This window comes from Paraburkholderia sediminicola (genome assembly GCF_046026855.1).
GTDB classification, from domain to species: domain Bacteria; phylum Pseudomonadota; class Gammaproteobacteria; order Burkholderiales; family Burkholderiaceae; genus Paraburkholderia; species Paraburkholderia sediminicola_A.
The window spans coordinates 80,177-96,522 of record NZ_JAQQET010000006.1 but is presented as its reverse complement, the minus strand read 5'-3'; the positions used below and the strand labels follow the sequence as shown (position 1 = coordinate 96,522).

The following is a 16,346-nucleotide window of genomic DNA, read 5'->3' as shown; positions in this document are numbered from 1 at the left end:
ACACGACTCCGATTACGGCCGCGGAGGTCTACGTATGAAAACGGCGGCCGCGCGCCGTGATCCCGCGCCGTCGGCCGACGAAGCTCGCGCCGACGGCGCGTCGCCTTATGCCACAATGTCCGATCCTCTCCGATCGGGAATTGCCAACGTGACGCGCCGCCTGCTGATTCTCTTCGCGCTCGTTGCCGGGCTCGTGGCGGCGTGCGGGCTCACGTACAGCATCGCGTGGCAGCGCGGCATCGACAATTTGCGGCACAACGCCGCGGTGCGAGTCGATCGCACCGCCAGCGCGCTGAAAAGTACGCTCGAGCGTTATGAATCGCTGCCTTATCTGCTGGCCGAACATCCCATTGTGCAAGACGTGCTGGTCAATCCCAGCCCGGGCAACGTCGAGCGCGCTAATCTCTATCTCGAGGACCTCAACCGCCATGCGCGGGCAACGGTCACCTACATCATTCCCCTCGACGGCTATTGCGTCGCCGCGAGCAATTGGCACGGGCCGGGCAGTTTCATCGGCGCGGGTTATCAATTCCGGCCGTATTTTCTCGATGCGGTGAAGGGTGGCGTGGGCCGCTTCTTCGGCATCGGCACGATTTCGCAGGCGCCGGGTTACTACATCTCGCAGCCGGTGCGGCGTGACGGCAAGATCGTCGGCGTGGCGGTTGTTAAACTCGATCTCGAATGGTTTCAGGGCGCGGATGCGTCCGAGCCCCTGGTTGTCACCGACGATCACGGCGTGATCTTTCTGTCGTCGGTGCCGGCGTGGAAATATCACACGATCCGGCCGTTGTCGGGACCGGTCGCCGATTCGATCTATCAGGCGCGCCAGTACGCGCAGCAGCCGATCGCGCCGCTGCCGGTGACGATCGAGCGCACGCTCGAAGGCAATGCGCAGATCGTGCGTATCGGCGGTGGCCGTTATGCACCGCGCTATCTGGCGTCGCGGCGCGGCATGGGCGAGCCGGACTGGCATCTGATCACCATGTCGCCTGTCGATCCGGTCGACGCCGACGCGCGCAATACAACCATCGTTACCGGTCTCGGATACGTGTCGCTAGTGTTGTTCGCGTTCTACTGGAGAATGCGCCGCGCCCGGGTGCGCGAAGTGATGCGCAGTCGGGCGTTACTGCAAAAAGCCTACGCGGAGCTGAACCAGCGGGTGGCGGAGCGCACGGCCGATCTGTCCCAGGCGAATGAACAATTGCAGAAGGAAGTCGCCGAGCGTACGCGCGCCGAACAGGAACTGCGCGCAGCGCACGATGAACTGATCCAGGCCAGCAAGCTCGCTGCGCTGGGTCAGATGGCGGCTGGCATCACGCATGAATTGAATCAGCCGCTCGCTGCGCTGCGCGGTTTCTCCGACAACACGCGCGTGCTGCTCGATCGCGGCGACCAGGCCTCAGCGCGCGAAAATCTTGAAGCGATCGCGGCGCTCACCGAGCGCATGGGCAAGATCACCAATCAGTTGAAGCTGTTCGTCGGGCGCGCGCGGCCGCGCAGCGCGCGTGCGCCGATCATGCGAGCGTTGCGCAACGTCATCGCGCTGCTGCAAAAGCGCCTGCAAGGCGTTGAGGTCGAGTTCGCTTTGCTCGATGTCGATGTCGATGTCGATGTCGATGTCGATGCCGATGCCGATGCCGGCGCGCGCACGCCTCTGAATCTGGCCGACGATCATCCCGATCTGATTGCCCATTGCGACGATCTGCGCCTCGAACAGGTGCTGATCAATCTGCTCGGCAATGCGCTCGACGCAACGGAGGGGATGACACCGCCGCGCATTTCGATCGACATCGAAGCCACTGAGTCGAGCTTGTCGTTCGCCGTGCGCGACAATGGCCCAGGCATTCCCGACGACGTGCTGCCACGCCTGTTCGAACCGTTCTTCACGACGAAGGAAATGGGTCACGGGTTAGGGCTTGGCCTTGCGATTTCATCGTCGATTGCGCGCGACTGCGGCGGCACACTGGTGGCGCGCAACGCACCGGGCGGCGGTGCATTATTCGTGTTGACGCTGCGCCGCGCGCGCGTGCAGACGAGCCACACATCGGACCCGCTCACCACGGGCTCCTGAATCAAGACGAGAACCCCATGCTGAATCACGGCTTGCAAGTGCTGTATATCGAAGACGATGAACTGGTGCGGCGCGCTAGCGTGCAGAGTTTGCAACTGGCGGGCTTCGACGTGATCGGCCATGCCTCGGCGGAATCCGCGGCGAAGATGATCAGCGCGGATTTCTCCGGAGTGATCGTCAGCGATATTCGCTTGCCTGGCGCGAGCGGACTCGAGCTGCTCGCGCAGTGCCACGAGCGCGCGCCCGACGTGCCGGTGATCCTGGTCACCGGTCACGGCGATATTTCGATGGCAGTGCAGGCAATGCGTGACGGTGCGTACGATTTCATCGAAAAGCCGTTCGCATCCGAGCGTCTGATCGAAACCGTGCGACGCGCACTGGAGCGGCGCAAGCTGGTGCTGGAGAACCTCGCGCTGCGCCGCGAGCTGGCCGGGCAGAACACGGTGGCGCCGCGCATCATCGGCCATAGTCCGGCGATCGAACAGGTGCGCCGTCTGATCGCGAATATCGCGCCGACCGACGCGTCGGTGCTGATCAACGGCGACACCGGCGCGGGCAAGGAGTTGATCGCGCGTAGTCTGCATGAACTGTCGCCGCGGCGTGACAAACCGTTTATCGCGGTGAATTGCGGCGCGTTACCGGAGCCGATGTTCGAATCGGAAATGTTCGGCTACGAACCCGGTGCATTCACCGGTGCGGCAAAACGGCGGATCGGCAAGCTCGAATATGCCTCGGGCGGCACACTGTTCCTCGACGAAATCGAGAGCATGCCGCTCGCGTTGCAGGTCAAGCTGCTGCGCGTGTTGCAGGACGGCGTGCTGGAACGGCTCGGCTCGAATCAGCCGATTCGCGTGAATTGCCGCGTGGTGGCTGCCGCGAAGGGCGACATGGTGGAGCATGTCGCGGACGGCTCGTTCCGTCGCGATTTGCTGTATCGGCTGAACGTGGTGACGATCGCGTTGCCGCCGTTGAGCGAGCGTCGCGAGGACATCGTGCCGTTGTTCGAACACTTCCTGCTGGATGCAGCGGTGCGTTACCAACGCCCCGCGCCGATTCTCACGGACCGGCAGCGCGCGAGCCTGATGCAGCGCGAATGGCCGGGGAATGTGCGCGAACTGCGCAATGCCGCCGACCGCTTCGTGCTCGGCGTGGCCGACGATCCGGTCATGTCTTTCTCCGATGATGGCGCAGCGACCCAGCCGTTGAAGGAACGTGTCGAGCAGTTCGAGCGGGCGGTGATCGCGGAGGCGTTGGCGCAGGCCGGCGGTGTAGTCGCGGTCGCGGCAGACAAGCTGCAGCTTGGAAAGGCGACGCTCTACGAGAAGATCAAGCGATATGGCCTTGCGGCCAAAGGAGAGGGGGAACGGTGAGAATTTGAAGCGCCGGCGGCGAGATGCGACGCCGGCGTGTTCGAGTCAGAGCGCTTTACTTCAGGCGTTACGTAGCAATCGGGCGGCAATCAGGCCGCGTTCAGCGCTTTTTCCAGCAACTGGTCGAGTTCCGCGAATTGGGGCTCGCCGACGTAGCGCTTCAGAATCCTGCCGTCCTTGTCGACCAGAAAGGTGGTCGGCGTGAGCTGGACATTGCCGAACTGCTTGGCGGCCGAGCCGTCGTCCATCGCAACCTTGAACGGTAACTGGCGCGTTTGCGTGTAGTTGGCCACGTACATTGGCGCGTCGTAGTTCATCGCAACGGCGACGAACTCGAGCCCTTTGCCCTTGAAGCGGTTATAGGTCTGGACCATCTGCGGCATTTCTTTCATGCAGGTGTCGCAACTGGTCGCCCAGAAATTGACCAGATAGACCTTGCCTTTCAGGTCGGCGGTCGAGACTTTCTGGCCCGACAGCAACGTAAAGGTCGCATCGGGCACGCGCTGCTGACCGGCGAACGCGAAATAGCCGGCAATCGCAATCGCGATGGCCACCACGGCAATAATGATGGTGCGAATCGGATTCGCGCGCCGTGCGGCGGTGGACGGGGTGGAACTCATGAACGGAACCTCGAGAGTCGCGCAGAAGGCGCGGAACAGTGCTTCGGCTTGGGCTTTAAACCCGGTACTGCTTGGCGTCGCTATTGTAGCCCCATTCCGGTCGCGCGGCAGAGGGCGGCCCAGGAGGGGATAATGGAGCTTTACGTTCCTGTCAGCCCGATCTTCTGTCCCCATGCTCCGAACCGCTTTTCGTTTCCTCACCCGCATCTCGACAATCCCGTTTGACTGCCCCGTTAGCCAATTCTCAAGTTTCTCCTTGACCGGCGGCCGTCCGGCCGGCGCCGCTTCTGGCTTGCAGCGTGCGCATGCCGTACTCGGCACGGTGGCTTGCGCGCTGGTGTTGGGCGGCGCATTGGCTGCGTGTTCGCCGACCTTTGACTGGCGCACCATCATGAATAACGACAACGGCTACACCGTCGACCTGCCGGCCAAGCCCGGCAACGATCAGCGCGCGGTCCAGATCGACGGCACGCCGATGCAGATGGCGATGCAGACAGCCGAAGCCGGAGATGCCGTGTTCGCGGTCGGCACAGTCATGCTGCCGAACGACAACGAAGCGACACAGCGCGCCGCCCTCGAATTCTTGCGCACGGGCCTCGCCCGCAATGTCGGCGCCCCGCCGGACGCGCACGCGGTGCAAATCCCGCTCGCCGCCGGCGGTCAGGTGCTGGGTCTGGAAATGAAGCTGACCGGCGAGGCCGGTTCGCAGCACGAAACGCGAACCGTCTATGCGCGGCTGGTTGCGCGCGGCCGGCATGTGTATCAGGCGGCGATCATCGCTTCCAAGCCGCTGCAACAGGAGCAGATCGACCAGTTTTTTACGTCGTTCCAACTGTATTGAGAGCAGTAGTTTAGGGCGATTCAGTGCACGCGAGATCACGGTGCACAGTGAAAGTTCCTTCGCAGGATCGCGCGCTAATTCCCGGTTTACGTTGAAGTTTTTCGGTTACTCACAAAGCCTGTGGATAACTCTGTTGAGAACTTCGCATTTTTTGCCTCAGATGCCCATCCCGTGGGCATTCTGTCAGATTGAGCCAACTTAGGGTCGTCGAAAAAACTCAATCAAATCAATGCCTTTTTGACCTACGCTTCCGTGCGCCTTTCAGATGTTTCAAAATTTATCTGGAACGCGCATATGTGCATAAGTCAAGTCTTGACAGTAGATTTTTCGCCTTATACCGACCCAAAAGCCCGGCGATATTGAACGGCTTCACCGATCTGCGCGGCGCTCGGCATGGCGGTGCCGGCGAGGTCAGCGATGGTCCGCGCCACCTTCAGAACCCTGTAATAAGCACGCGCCGACCAGCCGAAGCGTTCGCCAGCCTGGCGCAGCAATGCTTCACCGGCTGCGTCGGGACGGCAGACCTCGTCCACTTCTCGTCCGCCCAGTTCCCGGTTGGTTTTGCCCTGCCTTGCCAGTTGCCGCTCACGAGCGGCATTCACCCGCTGTGCGATCGTCGCGCTGGCCTCACCGGTGGCGGTGGAGCGTGCCGATAACTCCGCCGGCGTGAGCGCCGGAATCTCGATCTGGATATCGATCCGGTCGAGCAGCGGCCCGGACAGCTTGCGCAGATAGCGCGCCGCGATCTCCGGCGTGCAGCGGCAGCGGCCGTTGGGGTCGCCCCGCCATCCGCATGGGCAAGGGTTCATCGCGGCGATCAACTGGCAGGCTGCTGGAAAATCCGCTTGCAAGGCGGCGCGCGAGATTGTGATGCGACCGGCTTCGAGGGGTTCGCGCAGGGTTTCCAGCACATGGCGGTCGAATTCCGGCAGCTCGTCCAGAAACAGCACGCCCAGATGCGCCAGGGTGATCTCGCCGGGTTGCGGCGGATTGCGCCCGCCGACCAGTGCGGGTGCGCTCGACGAATGATGGGGTGCGCGAAACGGCCGTTGCCGCCATTGCGAGGGCGTAAAGCCGGTCCGGCTGGCGGACAGCAATGCTGCCGAACTGAGTGCTTCGTCGTCGGTCATGGGCGGGAGCAGGCCTGGCAGGCGAGCAGCGAGCATCGATTTGCCCGCGCCAGGTGGCCCGACCAGCAAGACATGGTGTCCGCCGGCCGCGGCCACTTCAAGTGCGCGGCGTGCGCCGCGCTGGCCGATCACGTCGCTCATGTCGGGAGTCGCGGCCGCCGTGGTCTCGCTGAGGTCGGGTGCTGCGACTGGGTAGAGCCGGGCGTCGGGCGCGCCGGCCAGATGCGCGCACAGCGATGGCAAGTCGGTGGCGCCGTAGACATCGACACCGGGCACGAGCGCCGCCTCGGCCGCACTTGCCGCAGGCAGGTAGAGCTGCGGGGTGGACTGAGCGGACGTCTCGGACATCGTGGGTTCACCCGAAGTAATACGAGTAGACGCACTGGCAGGAGCAGAAACGCCGCCCAGGCTGCCGTGAGACGCGCCGCTGCGAGCCGTCCCGCAGGCCATCGCGAAAGCGCCGCGCATTGGTCGCAGCGCCCCGGTCAGTGACAGTTCGCCGGCGAACTCACGATGCAGGAGCGACTCGGCCGGAATCTGCCCGCTCGCCGCCAGAATGCCTAAGGCGATCGGCAGATCGAAGCGGCCGGATTCCTTTGGCAAATCGGCGGGCGCGAGGTTGACAGTGATGCGCCGCACAGGGAAATCGAAGCTGCAGTTTTGCAGCGCCGCGCGCACGCGCTCGCGGCTTTCGCGCACTTCCAGATCTGGAAGGCCGACGATCGAAAAAGAGGGTAATCCGTTCGCGAGGTGAACCTCGACGGTTACTTCGGGCGCGCGGCCAGAGGCCGGCGCGCGACTGCGCACCACGGCAAGCGACATGTTTTCTCCCGTCGGACGGCGCGCCGAGGGCGCGCTCGAGTCCCCTAAAACGCTGATGACGTCACGGCTCGCTTGCCAGTGATGTGCAGCACTACGCAGCTAAGGCGCTGCGAGCAAAGCCTCAGGACGATTGTGTTGTGACCGGCAGCTTCTGTTCGAGCTCGGCGACGCGGCGCTCCAGCTCTTCGAGGCGCGCGCGAGTGCGCACCAGCACCTGGGTCTGCGTATCGAATTCCTCACGCGTGACCAGGTCGAGCTTGGAAAAGCCTTGCGACAGCATGGCTTTCACGTTGCGTTCAACATCTTTGGCCGGCGAGTTCTTGAACAGCTCGCTCATGCGGGCCTGAAAATCGTTAAAGACATCGTTCGGTTGTTTCATTGCGTTTCCTTTGGTGCACAAAAAATGTGCATGTTTCGTTGCGTCTGTGCTTTGTTACGTTGAATGGGCCGTCTTGGTGCATGACCGATTGAGTGCCGCTGCAACATGAGCCCGTTTGGTGCGCGCTCAAACGTTAAAAGCCTTCGAACACTCTAGCAACGATCCATGCGCCGCGCCAGCATGCCCCGCCAACGTTGGCCATCCGGCCAGGGCCGCTTGCGCCCCTTTTGCAGCATGCCGGGAGGCGAAGTCTGACACAACATGGCACGCGAGTTGCTGTTACTGCCCCGCGCGCACTGCCAGGTGCTTTTTACCGGCAGCGGAACGAGACCACGCGAACGGGTTACAGGTACGCAAACAGGGTTACGCAACGGGTTACGCAACTTAGCGAGGGATTTCATGAAACTCATTACCGCAATCATCAAGCCGTTCAAGCTCGATGAGGCACGCGAAGCCTTGTCGGCCATCGGCGTCTCAGGCATCACGGTGACCGAAGTCAAGGGTTTCGGCCGCCAGAAGGGCCACACGGAACTGTATCGGGGCGCTGAGTACGTCGTCGATTTCCTGCCGAAGGTGAAGATCGAGGCCGCTGTCTCGGACGACATCGTCGACCAGGCGATTGAGGCGCTCGAGCGCGCGGCACGCACCGGCAAGATCGGCGACGGCAAGATTTTTGTCACCGCGATCGAGCAAGTGATTCGGATTCGCACCGGGGAGACCGGCGCGGACGCTCTGTAATACCAAAAGATAGCGACACAGATAGCGACAAGAGGAAATGAAGATGCGCAAATTATTGATGTCCTTGCTGATGGCCGGTTCGCTGCTCGCGGGCGGTATCGGCGCCGCCCTCGCGGACGACGCTTCCGCCCCCGCAGCCGCCTCGGCAGCGGCTTCCGATACGACGGCAAGTGCGCCGGCGCCGGACGCTTCGGCGGCCCCTGCTGCCGCCGCGGCTTCGGCACCGGCCGCTGACGCGTCCGCCGCACCGGCTGCCAGCGCTGCCGCAGCCGCGCCGGCAGCATCGGACGCCGCACCGGCAGCTCCGACCGCGCCGTTCTCGGTCGATTCGTCGAAGATCAATTCGGGCGACACCGCCTGGATGCTGACCTCCACCGCGCTCGTGCTGTTCATGACGATCCCGGGTCTGGCATTGTTCTACGGCGGCATGGTCCGCAAGAAGAGCGTGCTCGCGATCCTGATGCAAAGCTTCGCGATCACCTGCCTTGTGTCGATCGTCTGGGTCGTGGTGGGCTACAGTCTCGCCTTCACGCCGGGCAACTCGTTCATCGGCGGCTTCTCGCGCTTCTTCATGTCGGGCATGAACTACATCAAGGGCGACAAGGCTACGACGCTGACCGTCAGCCACCTCGCACCGACGATCCCGGAAACGGTCTATGTCGTCTATCAGATGACCTTCGCGATCATCACCCCGGCACTGATCACGGGCGCGTTTGCCGACCGTATGAAGTTCTCGGCAATGCTGGTGTTCATGACGCTGTGGTCGATCATCGTCTACTCGCCGATCGCGCACATGGTCTGGGAACCGACCGGCTGGCTGGCTAGCGCGGGCATCCTCGACTTCGCGGGCGGCACGGTGGTGCACATCAACGCCGGTATCGCGGCGCTGGTCTGTGCTCTGGTGCTGGGCAAGCGTGTTGGCTACGGCAAGGAAGCGATGGCGCCGCACAACCTGACGCTCACGCTGATCGGTGGCGCCATGCTGTGGGTAGGCTGGTTCGGCTTCAACGCGGGTTCGGCAGTGGCGGCAGACGGCCGTGCCGGTTTCGCGATGTTCGCAACGCAAGTGGCAACCGCAGCAGCAGCACTCGCATGGATGTTCGCCGAATGGGCAACCAAGGGTAAGCCGTCGGTACTCGGTATCGTGTCGGGTGCCGTGGCAGGTCTGGTGGCGATTACGCCGGCTTCGGGCTTCGTCGGTATGACGGGCTCGCTCGTGATCGGCATCGCGGCAGGCGTGATCTGCTTCTGGTCGGCAACGTGGCTCAAGCACAAGCTCGGTTACGACGATTCGCTCGACGCGTTCGGCGTGCACTGCATCGGCGGTATCGTGGGTGCGATCCTGACCGGCGTGTTCGCGGTCAAGGACATCGGCGGCGCGGACGGCAGCGTCATTCTGCAAGCCAAGGGCGTGCTGACGACGCTGGTCTACAGCGGCGTGGTGAGCTACATCCTGCTGAAGGGCATCGATATGGTGATGGGCATCCGCGTGACGGAAGAACAGGAACGCGAAGGCCTGGACGTGAGCCTGCACGGCGAACACGTCGAATAAGGACTTTTTGTACGCAAAGTCGAGCTCCAAGGCTTGACGGATCAGAATCAAGCGCAGCGACTTTGGCCCGCCTTTATGGCGGGCTTTTTTCTTGCTGCCTATCTTGTTAACAGTCGTTTTTCCTGCCTATCATGGCGATAGCGAGAATGCATTCGCATCGGCTTGCGAATGGAGAAACCGTCCCCAAATGGACAAAGCATTTGCACTACAATCTTTTTTCTCCAGTCTGCGAGTGATCAATGGTTCCGCACCTAGTTACGGCGTTAAACGGCCCGCTGCTTGATCTCGAGCGGAAGATCCTCGACGCTACGCCCGCCATCGAACGCTGGTTCCGGCTCGAATGGCAGGAGCACACGCCGCCGTTCTACTGTTCAGTCGACCTGCGTAACGCGGGCTTCAAGCTCGCGCCGGTCGATACCAATCTGTTTCCCGGCGCATTCAACAACCTGCCGCAAGAAGTGTTGCCGCTCGCCGTGCAGGCCGCGATGGCGTCGATCGAGAAGATCTGCCCGGACGCGAAGAATCTGCTGGTGATTCCGGAGCGCCATACGCGCAATGCGTTTTATCTCGAGAATGTCGCCCGTTTGGCCGCGATCATGCGTCAGGCGGGCTTGAACGTGCGTTTCGGCACGCTCGACGAAAGCATCGTCGGGCCGGTCACGATCGCGCTGTCCGACGGGCAGAAGCTGGTGCTCGAACCGCTCGAACGTTCGCCGCGACGCCTCGGCCTGAAGAATTTCGACCCGTGCTCCATTCTGCTGAACAATGATCTGTCTGGCGGCATTCCGCCCATACTGGAAAATCTGCACGAGCAGTATCTGTTGCCGCCGCTGCATGCCGGCTGGGCCGTTCGCCGCAAATCGACGCACTTCTCGTGCTATGACGACGTCGCCAAGAAGTTCGCGAAGATGGTCGAGATCGATCCGTGGATGATCAATCCGTACTTCGCGCATGTCGAAGGGGTCGATTTCCAGGAGCGCACCGGCGAAGAAGCGCTGACGGATGCGATCGACGGCGTGCTGAAGAAGATCGCCAAGAAGTATCGCGAGTACGGCATCTCGGAGAAACCGTATGTTGTCATCAAGTCGGATGCGGGCACGTATGGCATGGGCGTGATGACCGTGCACGACGCGTCGGAGGTGGCCGCGCTGACCAAGCGCGAGCGCGCCAAGATGGCCGCCACCAAAGACGGCCTCGAAGTGCATGACGTAATCGTGCAGGAAGGCGTGTACACCTTCGAGCGGATTGGCGAGGAAGTCGCCGAACCGGTGGTGTACATGATCGACCGTTACGTGGTGGGCGGTTTCTACCGCGTGCACGGCAGCCGCGAGCGCGATCAGAATCTGAATGCGCCCGGCATGCACTTCGTGCCGCTCGGTTTCGAGCATACGGCGCTGCCGGATGCGCACGCCAAGCCCGGCGCGGCGGTGCCGAACCGCTTCTATATGTACGGCGTGGTGGCTCGGCTTGGCTTGCTGGCCGCATCGGTCGAACTGGAAAAGACCGATCCGGAAGCGATTCAGGTTTAAGCCTCGCGAGGTGGTCGATGGCGGCATGCGTGCCGCCATCGCCATTTTCAGCGACTATATTACGATCAATGCCAAGCCCGCTGGGCGCACCGGAATCCCCATGGACATTCTTTTCATCGCCGATCCGCTTACGCAGTTCAAGATCTACAAAGATTCGACCTACGCGATGATGGCCGAAGCCGCGCGCCGCGGTCACACGCTTTACACGTGCGAGCCGAAACATCTGGCGTGGACGGGTGGCGATGTCGAGGCGAACGTACAGCGCTTTGCTATCGTCGGCGACGTGACGGACCTGCATCGCGACACCTGGTACGCCGCTGAAGCGGCCGCGCCGAAATCGCTGAAGCACTTCAGCGCGGTGGTGATGCGCAAAGACCCGCCGTTCGACATGGAATACGTGACGTCGACGTGGCTGCTGGAAATGGCCGAGCGCGGTGGCGCGCGCATCTTCAACAAGCCGCAGGCCATTCGCGATCATTCGGAAAAGCTGGCGATCGGCGAGTTCGCGCAGTTTGTCACGCCGACTCTGGTGACGCGCGACGCCACCCGTTTGCGCGCCTTCCACGAAGAACACGGCGACGTGATTCTGAAGCCGCTCGACGGCATGGGCGGCATGGGCGTGTTCCGCGTGAAGGCCGATGGCATGAATCTCGGCTCGATCATCGAGATGCTGAGCCACGATGGCGCGCGCTCGGTCATGGCGCAAAAATTCATCCCCGAGATCAAGGACGGCGACAAGCGCATCCTGCTGATCGGCGGCGAACCGGTGCCGTTTTCGCTCGCGCGGATTCCTCAGGGCAATGAAGTGCGCGGCAATCTGGCTGCCGGCGGCCTCGGCGTGGCGCGCCCGCTCACCGAGCATGACCGCAAGATCGCCGACACACTCGCGCCGGTGCTTGCTGCGCGCGGCCTGCTGCTGGTCGGGCTGGATGCGATCGGCGACTGGCTCACCGAGGTGAACGTGACGAGCCCGACGTGTTTTCGCGAGATCATGGATCAGACCGGCTTCGACGTCGCAGCGATGTTTATCGACGCGCTGGAGCGCACGGCAGCGTGAGGCGCAGCCCTTGAATGGGTGCCATGACCCCCAAACTGTGTAGTAAATCCGCATCAAGCGAAACACCGGCTTTGGCGCGAAAATGGGCCTGATACAATGCCCGCTCTCCCGTGCTAAGCCGAATCGATGACGTCTGCCGGACGCCACAGGCATGGATTGCGGACTGTAAGCGAGCCGTTTTCCGCTGGTGCCGCTGCGATATCGGGCACTGCGGGCCGCTCGTCAAATGATGCGTTCCGGTCCTCACGATCCACGGCCGGTCGAGGGCGCTTACGAACCGGGTTTTGTCCCGGTCCACGGTTCGGGGCCGTTCTTTTGCAGTAAGGCTGACATGGCAGGCATTCTGATCATTGCGCACGCTCCGTTCGCCACCGCGTTGCGCGATTGTATTTCGCACATCTACGGTGGCTTGCCGGCTCGTATCGGCGTGATCGACGTATCGCCGGATTGCGATCCCGCACAACAGGTCGCGTTCGCGCATTCGGAAATCGAGCGGCTCAAGGAAGAAAACGGCGCACTCGTGCTCACCGACATGTTCGGCGCCACGCCGGCGAATATCGCCGGTCGGCTCGCTTCGTTGCCGAACGTCCGCGTGCTGTGCGGCGTCAATTTGCCGATGCTGGTGCGCGCGGTCTGTTATCGAGCGACACCGCTCGATACCCTGGTCGACAAGGCGCTTGCCGGGGCCACTAAGGGCGTGCATGCAATCGGGCCTGCCACGCCGGCGCCGGTTGCGCCTCCCGCTGGGTCCGGCGACTGTTTGCCGGCTTTGCCGCCCGCTGCAGCTTCCGCAGACTGTTTGCCTGCCTTGCCGCCCGAGGCCGACCTGACTCAGAAGGCCGGTTCGAGCGGATTGTAAGCAGATAGCACAGCTTTAAACGGTTGCGATCGGGTTGCATGCAACCCGTTTGCCACTGGTTTGCAGTTTCACCTTTCACCACAACACTTACCCGCGCTTCGGACCATCACATGCTGCAACAGGAAACGACTATTGTGAACAAGCTGGGGCTGCACGCGCGCGCGTCGGCCAAGTTGACGCAACTCGCGGGCAACTACCAGGCGGAAATCTGGATGAGCCGCAATGGCCGCCGTATCAATGCCAAAAGCATCATGGGTGTGATGATGCTGGCCGCGGGTATAGGCAGCACGGTGCTGATCGAAACGGAAGGCACTGACGAAAAAGACGCGATGGACGCATTGTTGAAACTGATAGCCGATAAATTCGGCGAAGGTCAGTGAAGTCGCGCATCCCCCTTGCCTGGAGCAAAATGCCGCGGCCGTCCGCGGCATTTTTTTTTAGCGCGTGACAATCGGCGCACGAGCCGCTAGTTCACGCGACGCGTGAAGGATTCGCGTTGCCGGAATGCAAGCTCGACGAAGGCGCATTGTTGTGGTCGCTTACGATATTTCGTGCTGCGGTGCACACAGGCCTGGCGTACTTGAAAAGGGCGCGGAATTTATAATGACGAAGAGAGTCTGAGAGCATTGCAGCGGTTTGCCGCGGCATCACACAACTAGAGGAGGTGCGCGTGTCCTTCACGCTGCATGGAATTCCCGTGTCACGCGGTATTGCCATCGGGCGGGCTTATCTGATCGCCCCGGCTGCACTTGACGTAGACCACTATCTGATCGAACCCGCCCAGATCGAGGGCGAGGTCGAGCGTTTTCGCACGGCCCAGCAACTGGTGCATCAGGAGCTGGACGCGTTGCGCGCCGATCTCGCGGCAGATGCGCCCAGCGAAATGGGCGCGTTTATCAACGTTCATTCAATGATCCTGAACGATGCAATGCTCGTGCAGGAAACCATCGACCTGATCCGCACGCGCCGCTACAACGTCGAGTGGGCGCTGACCGAACAACTTGAGCGCCTGTCGCGCCATTTCGACGATATCGAAGACGAATACCTGCGCGAGCGCAAAGCCGACATCGAGCAGGTGGTGGAGCGCGTGCTGAAGGCGCTTGCCGGTGCATCGGTGGCGCTGGTGGACGGTGTGCACGGTACCTGCGAGGAGATGATCGTGGTCGCGCACGACATCGCGCCGGCCGACATGATGCAGTTCAAAACGCAAACGTTTCAGGGTTTCGTCACCGATCTCGGCGGGCGTACTTCGCATACGGCGATCGTCGCGCGCAGCCTCGGCATTCCGGCTGCGGTCGGCGTGCAGCATGCGAGCCAGCTGATCCGTCAGGACGACCTGATCATTGTCGACGGTGATCATGGCATTGTGATTGTCGATCCCGCACCGATCGTGCTGGAGGAGTATTCATACCGCCAAAGCGAAAAGGCGTTGGAGCAGCGCAAGCTGCAGCGGCTCAAGTTCTCGCCGACGCAAACACTCTGCGGCACGCGCATCGAACTCTGCGCGAACATCGAACTGCCGGAAGATGCGCGCGCCGCGGTCGATTCGGGCGCAACCGGTGTGGGCCTGTTCCGCACCGAGTTCCTGTTCATGAATCACAAACACCATTTGCCGGAAGAGGAGGAGCAGTTTGCCGCCTATCGCCGCGCGGTCGAGTTGATGAACGGCTTGCCGGTGACGATCCGTACGATCGACGTCGGCGCCGACAAGCCGCTCGATTCGATGGGTGGGGGCGACGGCTACGAAACCGCCGCGAACCCCGCCTTGGGGCTGAGAGCGATTCGCTGGAGCCTCTCGGAGCCGCAAATGTTCCTGACGCAACTGCGCGCTATTCTTCGCGCGTCGGCGTTCGGTACGGTGAAGATTCTGATTCCGATGCTCGCGCACGCGCAGGAAATCGATCAGACGCTCGATCTGATTCGCGAAGCCAAGCGTCAGCTGGACGATGCCGGCATCGCCTACGACACGAACGTGCAGGTCGGCGCGATGATCGAGATTCCGGCCGCCGCGATTGCGTTGCCGCTGTTTCTCAAGCGGCTGGATTTCCTGTCGATCGGCACCAATGATCTGATCCAGTACACGCTGGCGATCGATCGCGCGGATAACGCGGTCGCGCATCTGTACGACCCGCTGCATCCTGCAGTGCTGCATCTGATCGCCTTCACGCTGCGCGAGGCGAAGCGGGCGGGTGTGCCGGTGTCGGTGTGCGGCGAGATGGCGGGCGATCCGGCGTTGACGCGACTGTTGCTCGGCATGGGCCTCACCGAGTTCTCGATGCACCCGAGCCAGTTGCTGGTGGTCAAGCAGGAAGTCCTGCGCTCACATCTGAAGACACTGGAGAAGCCGGTGGCCGACGTGCTGGCTTCATTCGAACCGGAAGAAGTGCAGGCGGCGCTCAAACGCGTGGTGCTGGCCTGAAACTGAAAGTCAGGATCGGGTTCAAATAGAAAACGCCGCACATGTGCGGCGTTTTCTATTCAGCGTCTTGCATGGGCTCAGGCCTGATGCCGTTGCCCGCATACGGGGCAATCCGGCTGGCGTGCAATGCGCATCGTGTTCCATTCCATTCGCAGCGAATCGAGCATCGTGAGGCGGCCCACCAGCGGCGTGCCGATTTCGCCGATTACTTTCAGCGCTTCAGCCGCTTGCATCGAACCGATGATGCCAACCGTGGGTGCGAACACGCCCATGGTCGAGCACGCGACTTCCTCGAACGGTTGATCTTCCGGGAACACGCACGCGTAACAGGGCGACGCTGCATCGCGAAAATCAAAGGTGCTGATCTGGCCGTCAAAGCGCAGTGCCGCGCCCGACACCAGCGGCACGCCATGTTTCACGCACGCCCGATTGATCGCGTGGCGCGTGGCAAAGTTATCCGTGCAATCGAGCACGACGGTGGCGCGCGGCACCTCGCGATCGAGCCATGCGTCGTCGACGCGTTTAGCAACCGCGTCCACCGCCACCTCGGGATTGATTTGGGCGATTGCGTCGCGCCCGGACTCCACCTTCTTGCGCCCGACCGACGCGCTCACGTGCAGAATCTGCCGCTGCAGATTGGTCAGGTCGACCGTGTCGGCATCGACCAGCGTCAAGCGGCCGACGCCTGCCGCCGCCAGATACATCGCTGCAGGCGAACCTAGTCCACCGGCGCCGACGATGATCGCGTGCGCGTCGATAAAGCGTTGCTGCGCCTCGATGCCGATTTCGTCGACGAGGATGTGGCGGGAATAGCGGAGGAGTTGATCGTCATTCATGGCGGGGCGCATGGAGTGTCGCGCAATGAGATGCAGGACCGGTGGCCTGCCGTGCGCGGTTTCGTTATTTTAATCGCGCGGGGAGTGGATGTTCGTGCTGGTGCTGGGTATTACAGCGAGTGC

14 protein-coding genes are annotated in these 16,346 nt (G+C 62.2%); 10 read left to right on the top strand and 4 right to left on the bottom strand.

Going from position 1 to position 16,346, the window contains the following annotated elements:
- The first annotated feature begins 34 nt into the window (after positions 1–34).
- On the top strand, positions 35–2,071 hold the full coding sequence (locus PQR40_RS08585; RefSeq protein WP_408508764.1) for a sensor histidine kinase: 2,037 nt from the start codon (positions 35–37) through the stop codon (positions 2,069–2,071).
- 17 nt (positions 2,072–2,088) lie between these two features.
- A complete protein-coding gene (locus PQR40_RS08580) occupies positions 2,089–3,441 on the top strand; it encodes a sigma-54-dependent transcriptional regulator (protein WP_408231797.1) in 1,353 nt (450 codons plus the stop codon).
- 89 nt (positions 3,442–3,530) lie between these two features.
- On the opposite strand, the gene PQR40_RS08575 is transcribed toward PQR40_RS08580, so the two are convergent.
- Entirely contained in the window at positions 3,531–4,061 is a 531-nt protein-coding gene (locus PQR40_RS08575) for a TlpA disulfide reductase family protein (RefSeq protein ID WP_408231800.1), read from the bottom strand.
- A 256-nt stretch (positions 4,062–4,317) separates the two neighbouring features.
- Here PQR40_RS08575 and PQR40_RS08570 point away from each other — a divergent pair, with 256 nt between their 5' ends.
- Positions 4,318–4,902 (top strand): hypothetical protein, encoded by a 585-nt coding sequence (locus PQR40_RS08570; RefSeq protein WP_408231803.1) that lies wholly within the window; start codon positions 4,318–4,320, stop codon positions 4,900–4,902.
- Between the two features lie 332 nt (positions 4,903–5,234).
- Here PQR40_RS08570 and PQR40_RS08565 read toward each other — a convergent pair whose 3' ends face one another.
- Complete coding sequence (locus PQR40_RS08565; protein ID WP_408388171.1) at positions 5,235–6,854, bottom strand: YifB family Mg chelatase-like AAA ATPase; 1,620 nt, start codon at positions 6,852–6,854, stop codon at positions 5,235–5,237.
- A gap of 121 nt (positions 6,855–6,975) precedes the next feature.
- A complete protein-coding gene (locus PQR40_RS08560; protein ID WP_408231809.1) occupies positions 6,976–7,233 on the bottom strand; it encodes an accessory factor UbiK family protein in 258 nt (85 codons plus the stop codon).
- Between the two features lie 399 nt (positions 7,234–7,632).
- On the opposite strand from PQR40_RS08560, the gene PQR40_RS08555 reads away from it, so the two are divergent.
- The 7 genes from PQR40_RS08555 to ptsP all read left to right on the top strand — a co-directional run bounded on the left by PQR40_RS08555 (position 7,633) and on the right by ptsP (position 15,387).
- Positions 7,633–7,971, top strand: a complete 339-nt coding sequence (locus PQR40_RS08555; protein WP_144111091.1) for a P-II family nitrogen regulator — start codon at positions 7,633–7,635, stop codon at positions 7,969–7,971.
- 43 nt (positions 7,972–8,014) lie between these two features.
- Positions 8,015–9,523 carry an ammonium transporter gene (locus PQR40_RS08550; protein WP_408231812.1) on the top strand — a complete coding sequence of 503 codons (1,509 nt, stop codon included), beginning with the start codon at positions 8,015–8,017 and terminating at the stop codon, positions 9,521–9,523.
- Between the two features lie 239 nt (positions 9,524–9,762).
- Positions 9,763–11,052 (top strand): glutamate--cysteine ligase, encoded by a 1,290-nt coding sequence (gene gshA / locus PQR40_RS08545; protein ID WP_325043265.1) that lies wholly within the window; start codon positions 9,763–9,765, stop codon positions 11,050–11,052.
- A gap of 100 nt (positions 11,053–11,152) precedes the next feature.
- Positions 11,153–12,109: a glutathione synthase gene (gene gshB, locus PQR40_RS08540; RefSeq protein WP_408508763.1), complete on the top strand. Its 957-nt coding sequence runs from the start codon at positions 11,153–11,155 to the stop codon at positions 12,107–12,109.
- 331 nt (positions 12,110–12,440) lie between these two features.
- Positions 12,441–12,968 carry a PTS sugar transporter subunit IIA gene (locus PQR40_RS08535; RefSeq protein WP_408231818.1) on the top strand — a complete coding sequence of 176 codons (528 nt, stop codon included), beginning with the start codon at positions 12,441–12,443 and terminating at the stop codon, positions 12,966–12,968.
- Positions 12,969–13,078: 110 nt separating this feature from the next.
- On the top strand, positions 13,079–13,348 hold the full coding sequence (locus PQR40_RS08530) for an HPr family phosphocarrier protein (RefSeq protein WP_133650007.1): 270 nt from the start codon (positions 13,079–13,081) through the stop codon (positions 13,346–13,348).
- 290 nt (positions 13,349–13,638) lie between these two features.
- The gene (ptsP, locus tag PQR40_RS08525; RefSeq protein ID WP_408231822.1) at positions 13,639–15,387 is read left to right on the top strand and encodes a phosphoenolpyruvate--protein phosphotransferase; all 1,749 of its coding nucleotides are present in this window, start codon (positions 13,639–13,641) and stop codon (positions 15,385–15,387) included.
- A 77-nt stretch (positions 15,388–15,464) separates the two neighbouring features.
- On the opposite strand, the gene PQR40_RS08520 is transcribed toward ptsP, so the two are convergent.
- Positions 15,465–16,223 (bottom strand): HesA/MoeB/ThiF family protein, encoded by a 759-nt coding sequence (locus PQR40_RS08520; RefSeq protein ID WP_408508762.1) that lies wholly within the window; start codon positions 16,221–16,223, stop codon positions 15,465–15,467.
- Between the last annotated feature and the right edge of the window lie 123 nt (positions 16,224–16,346).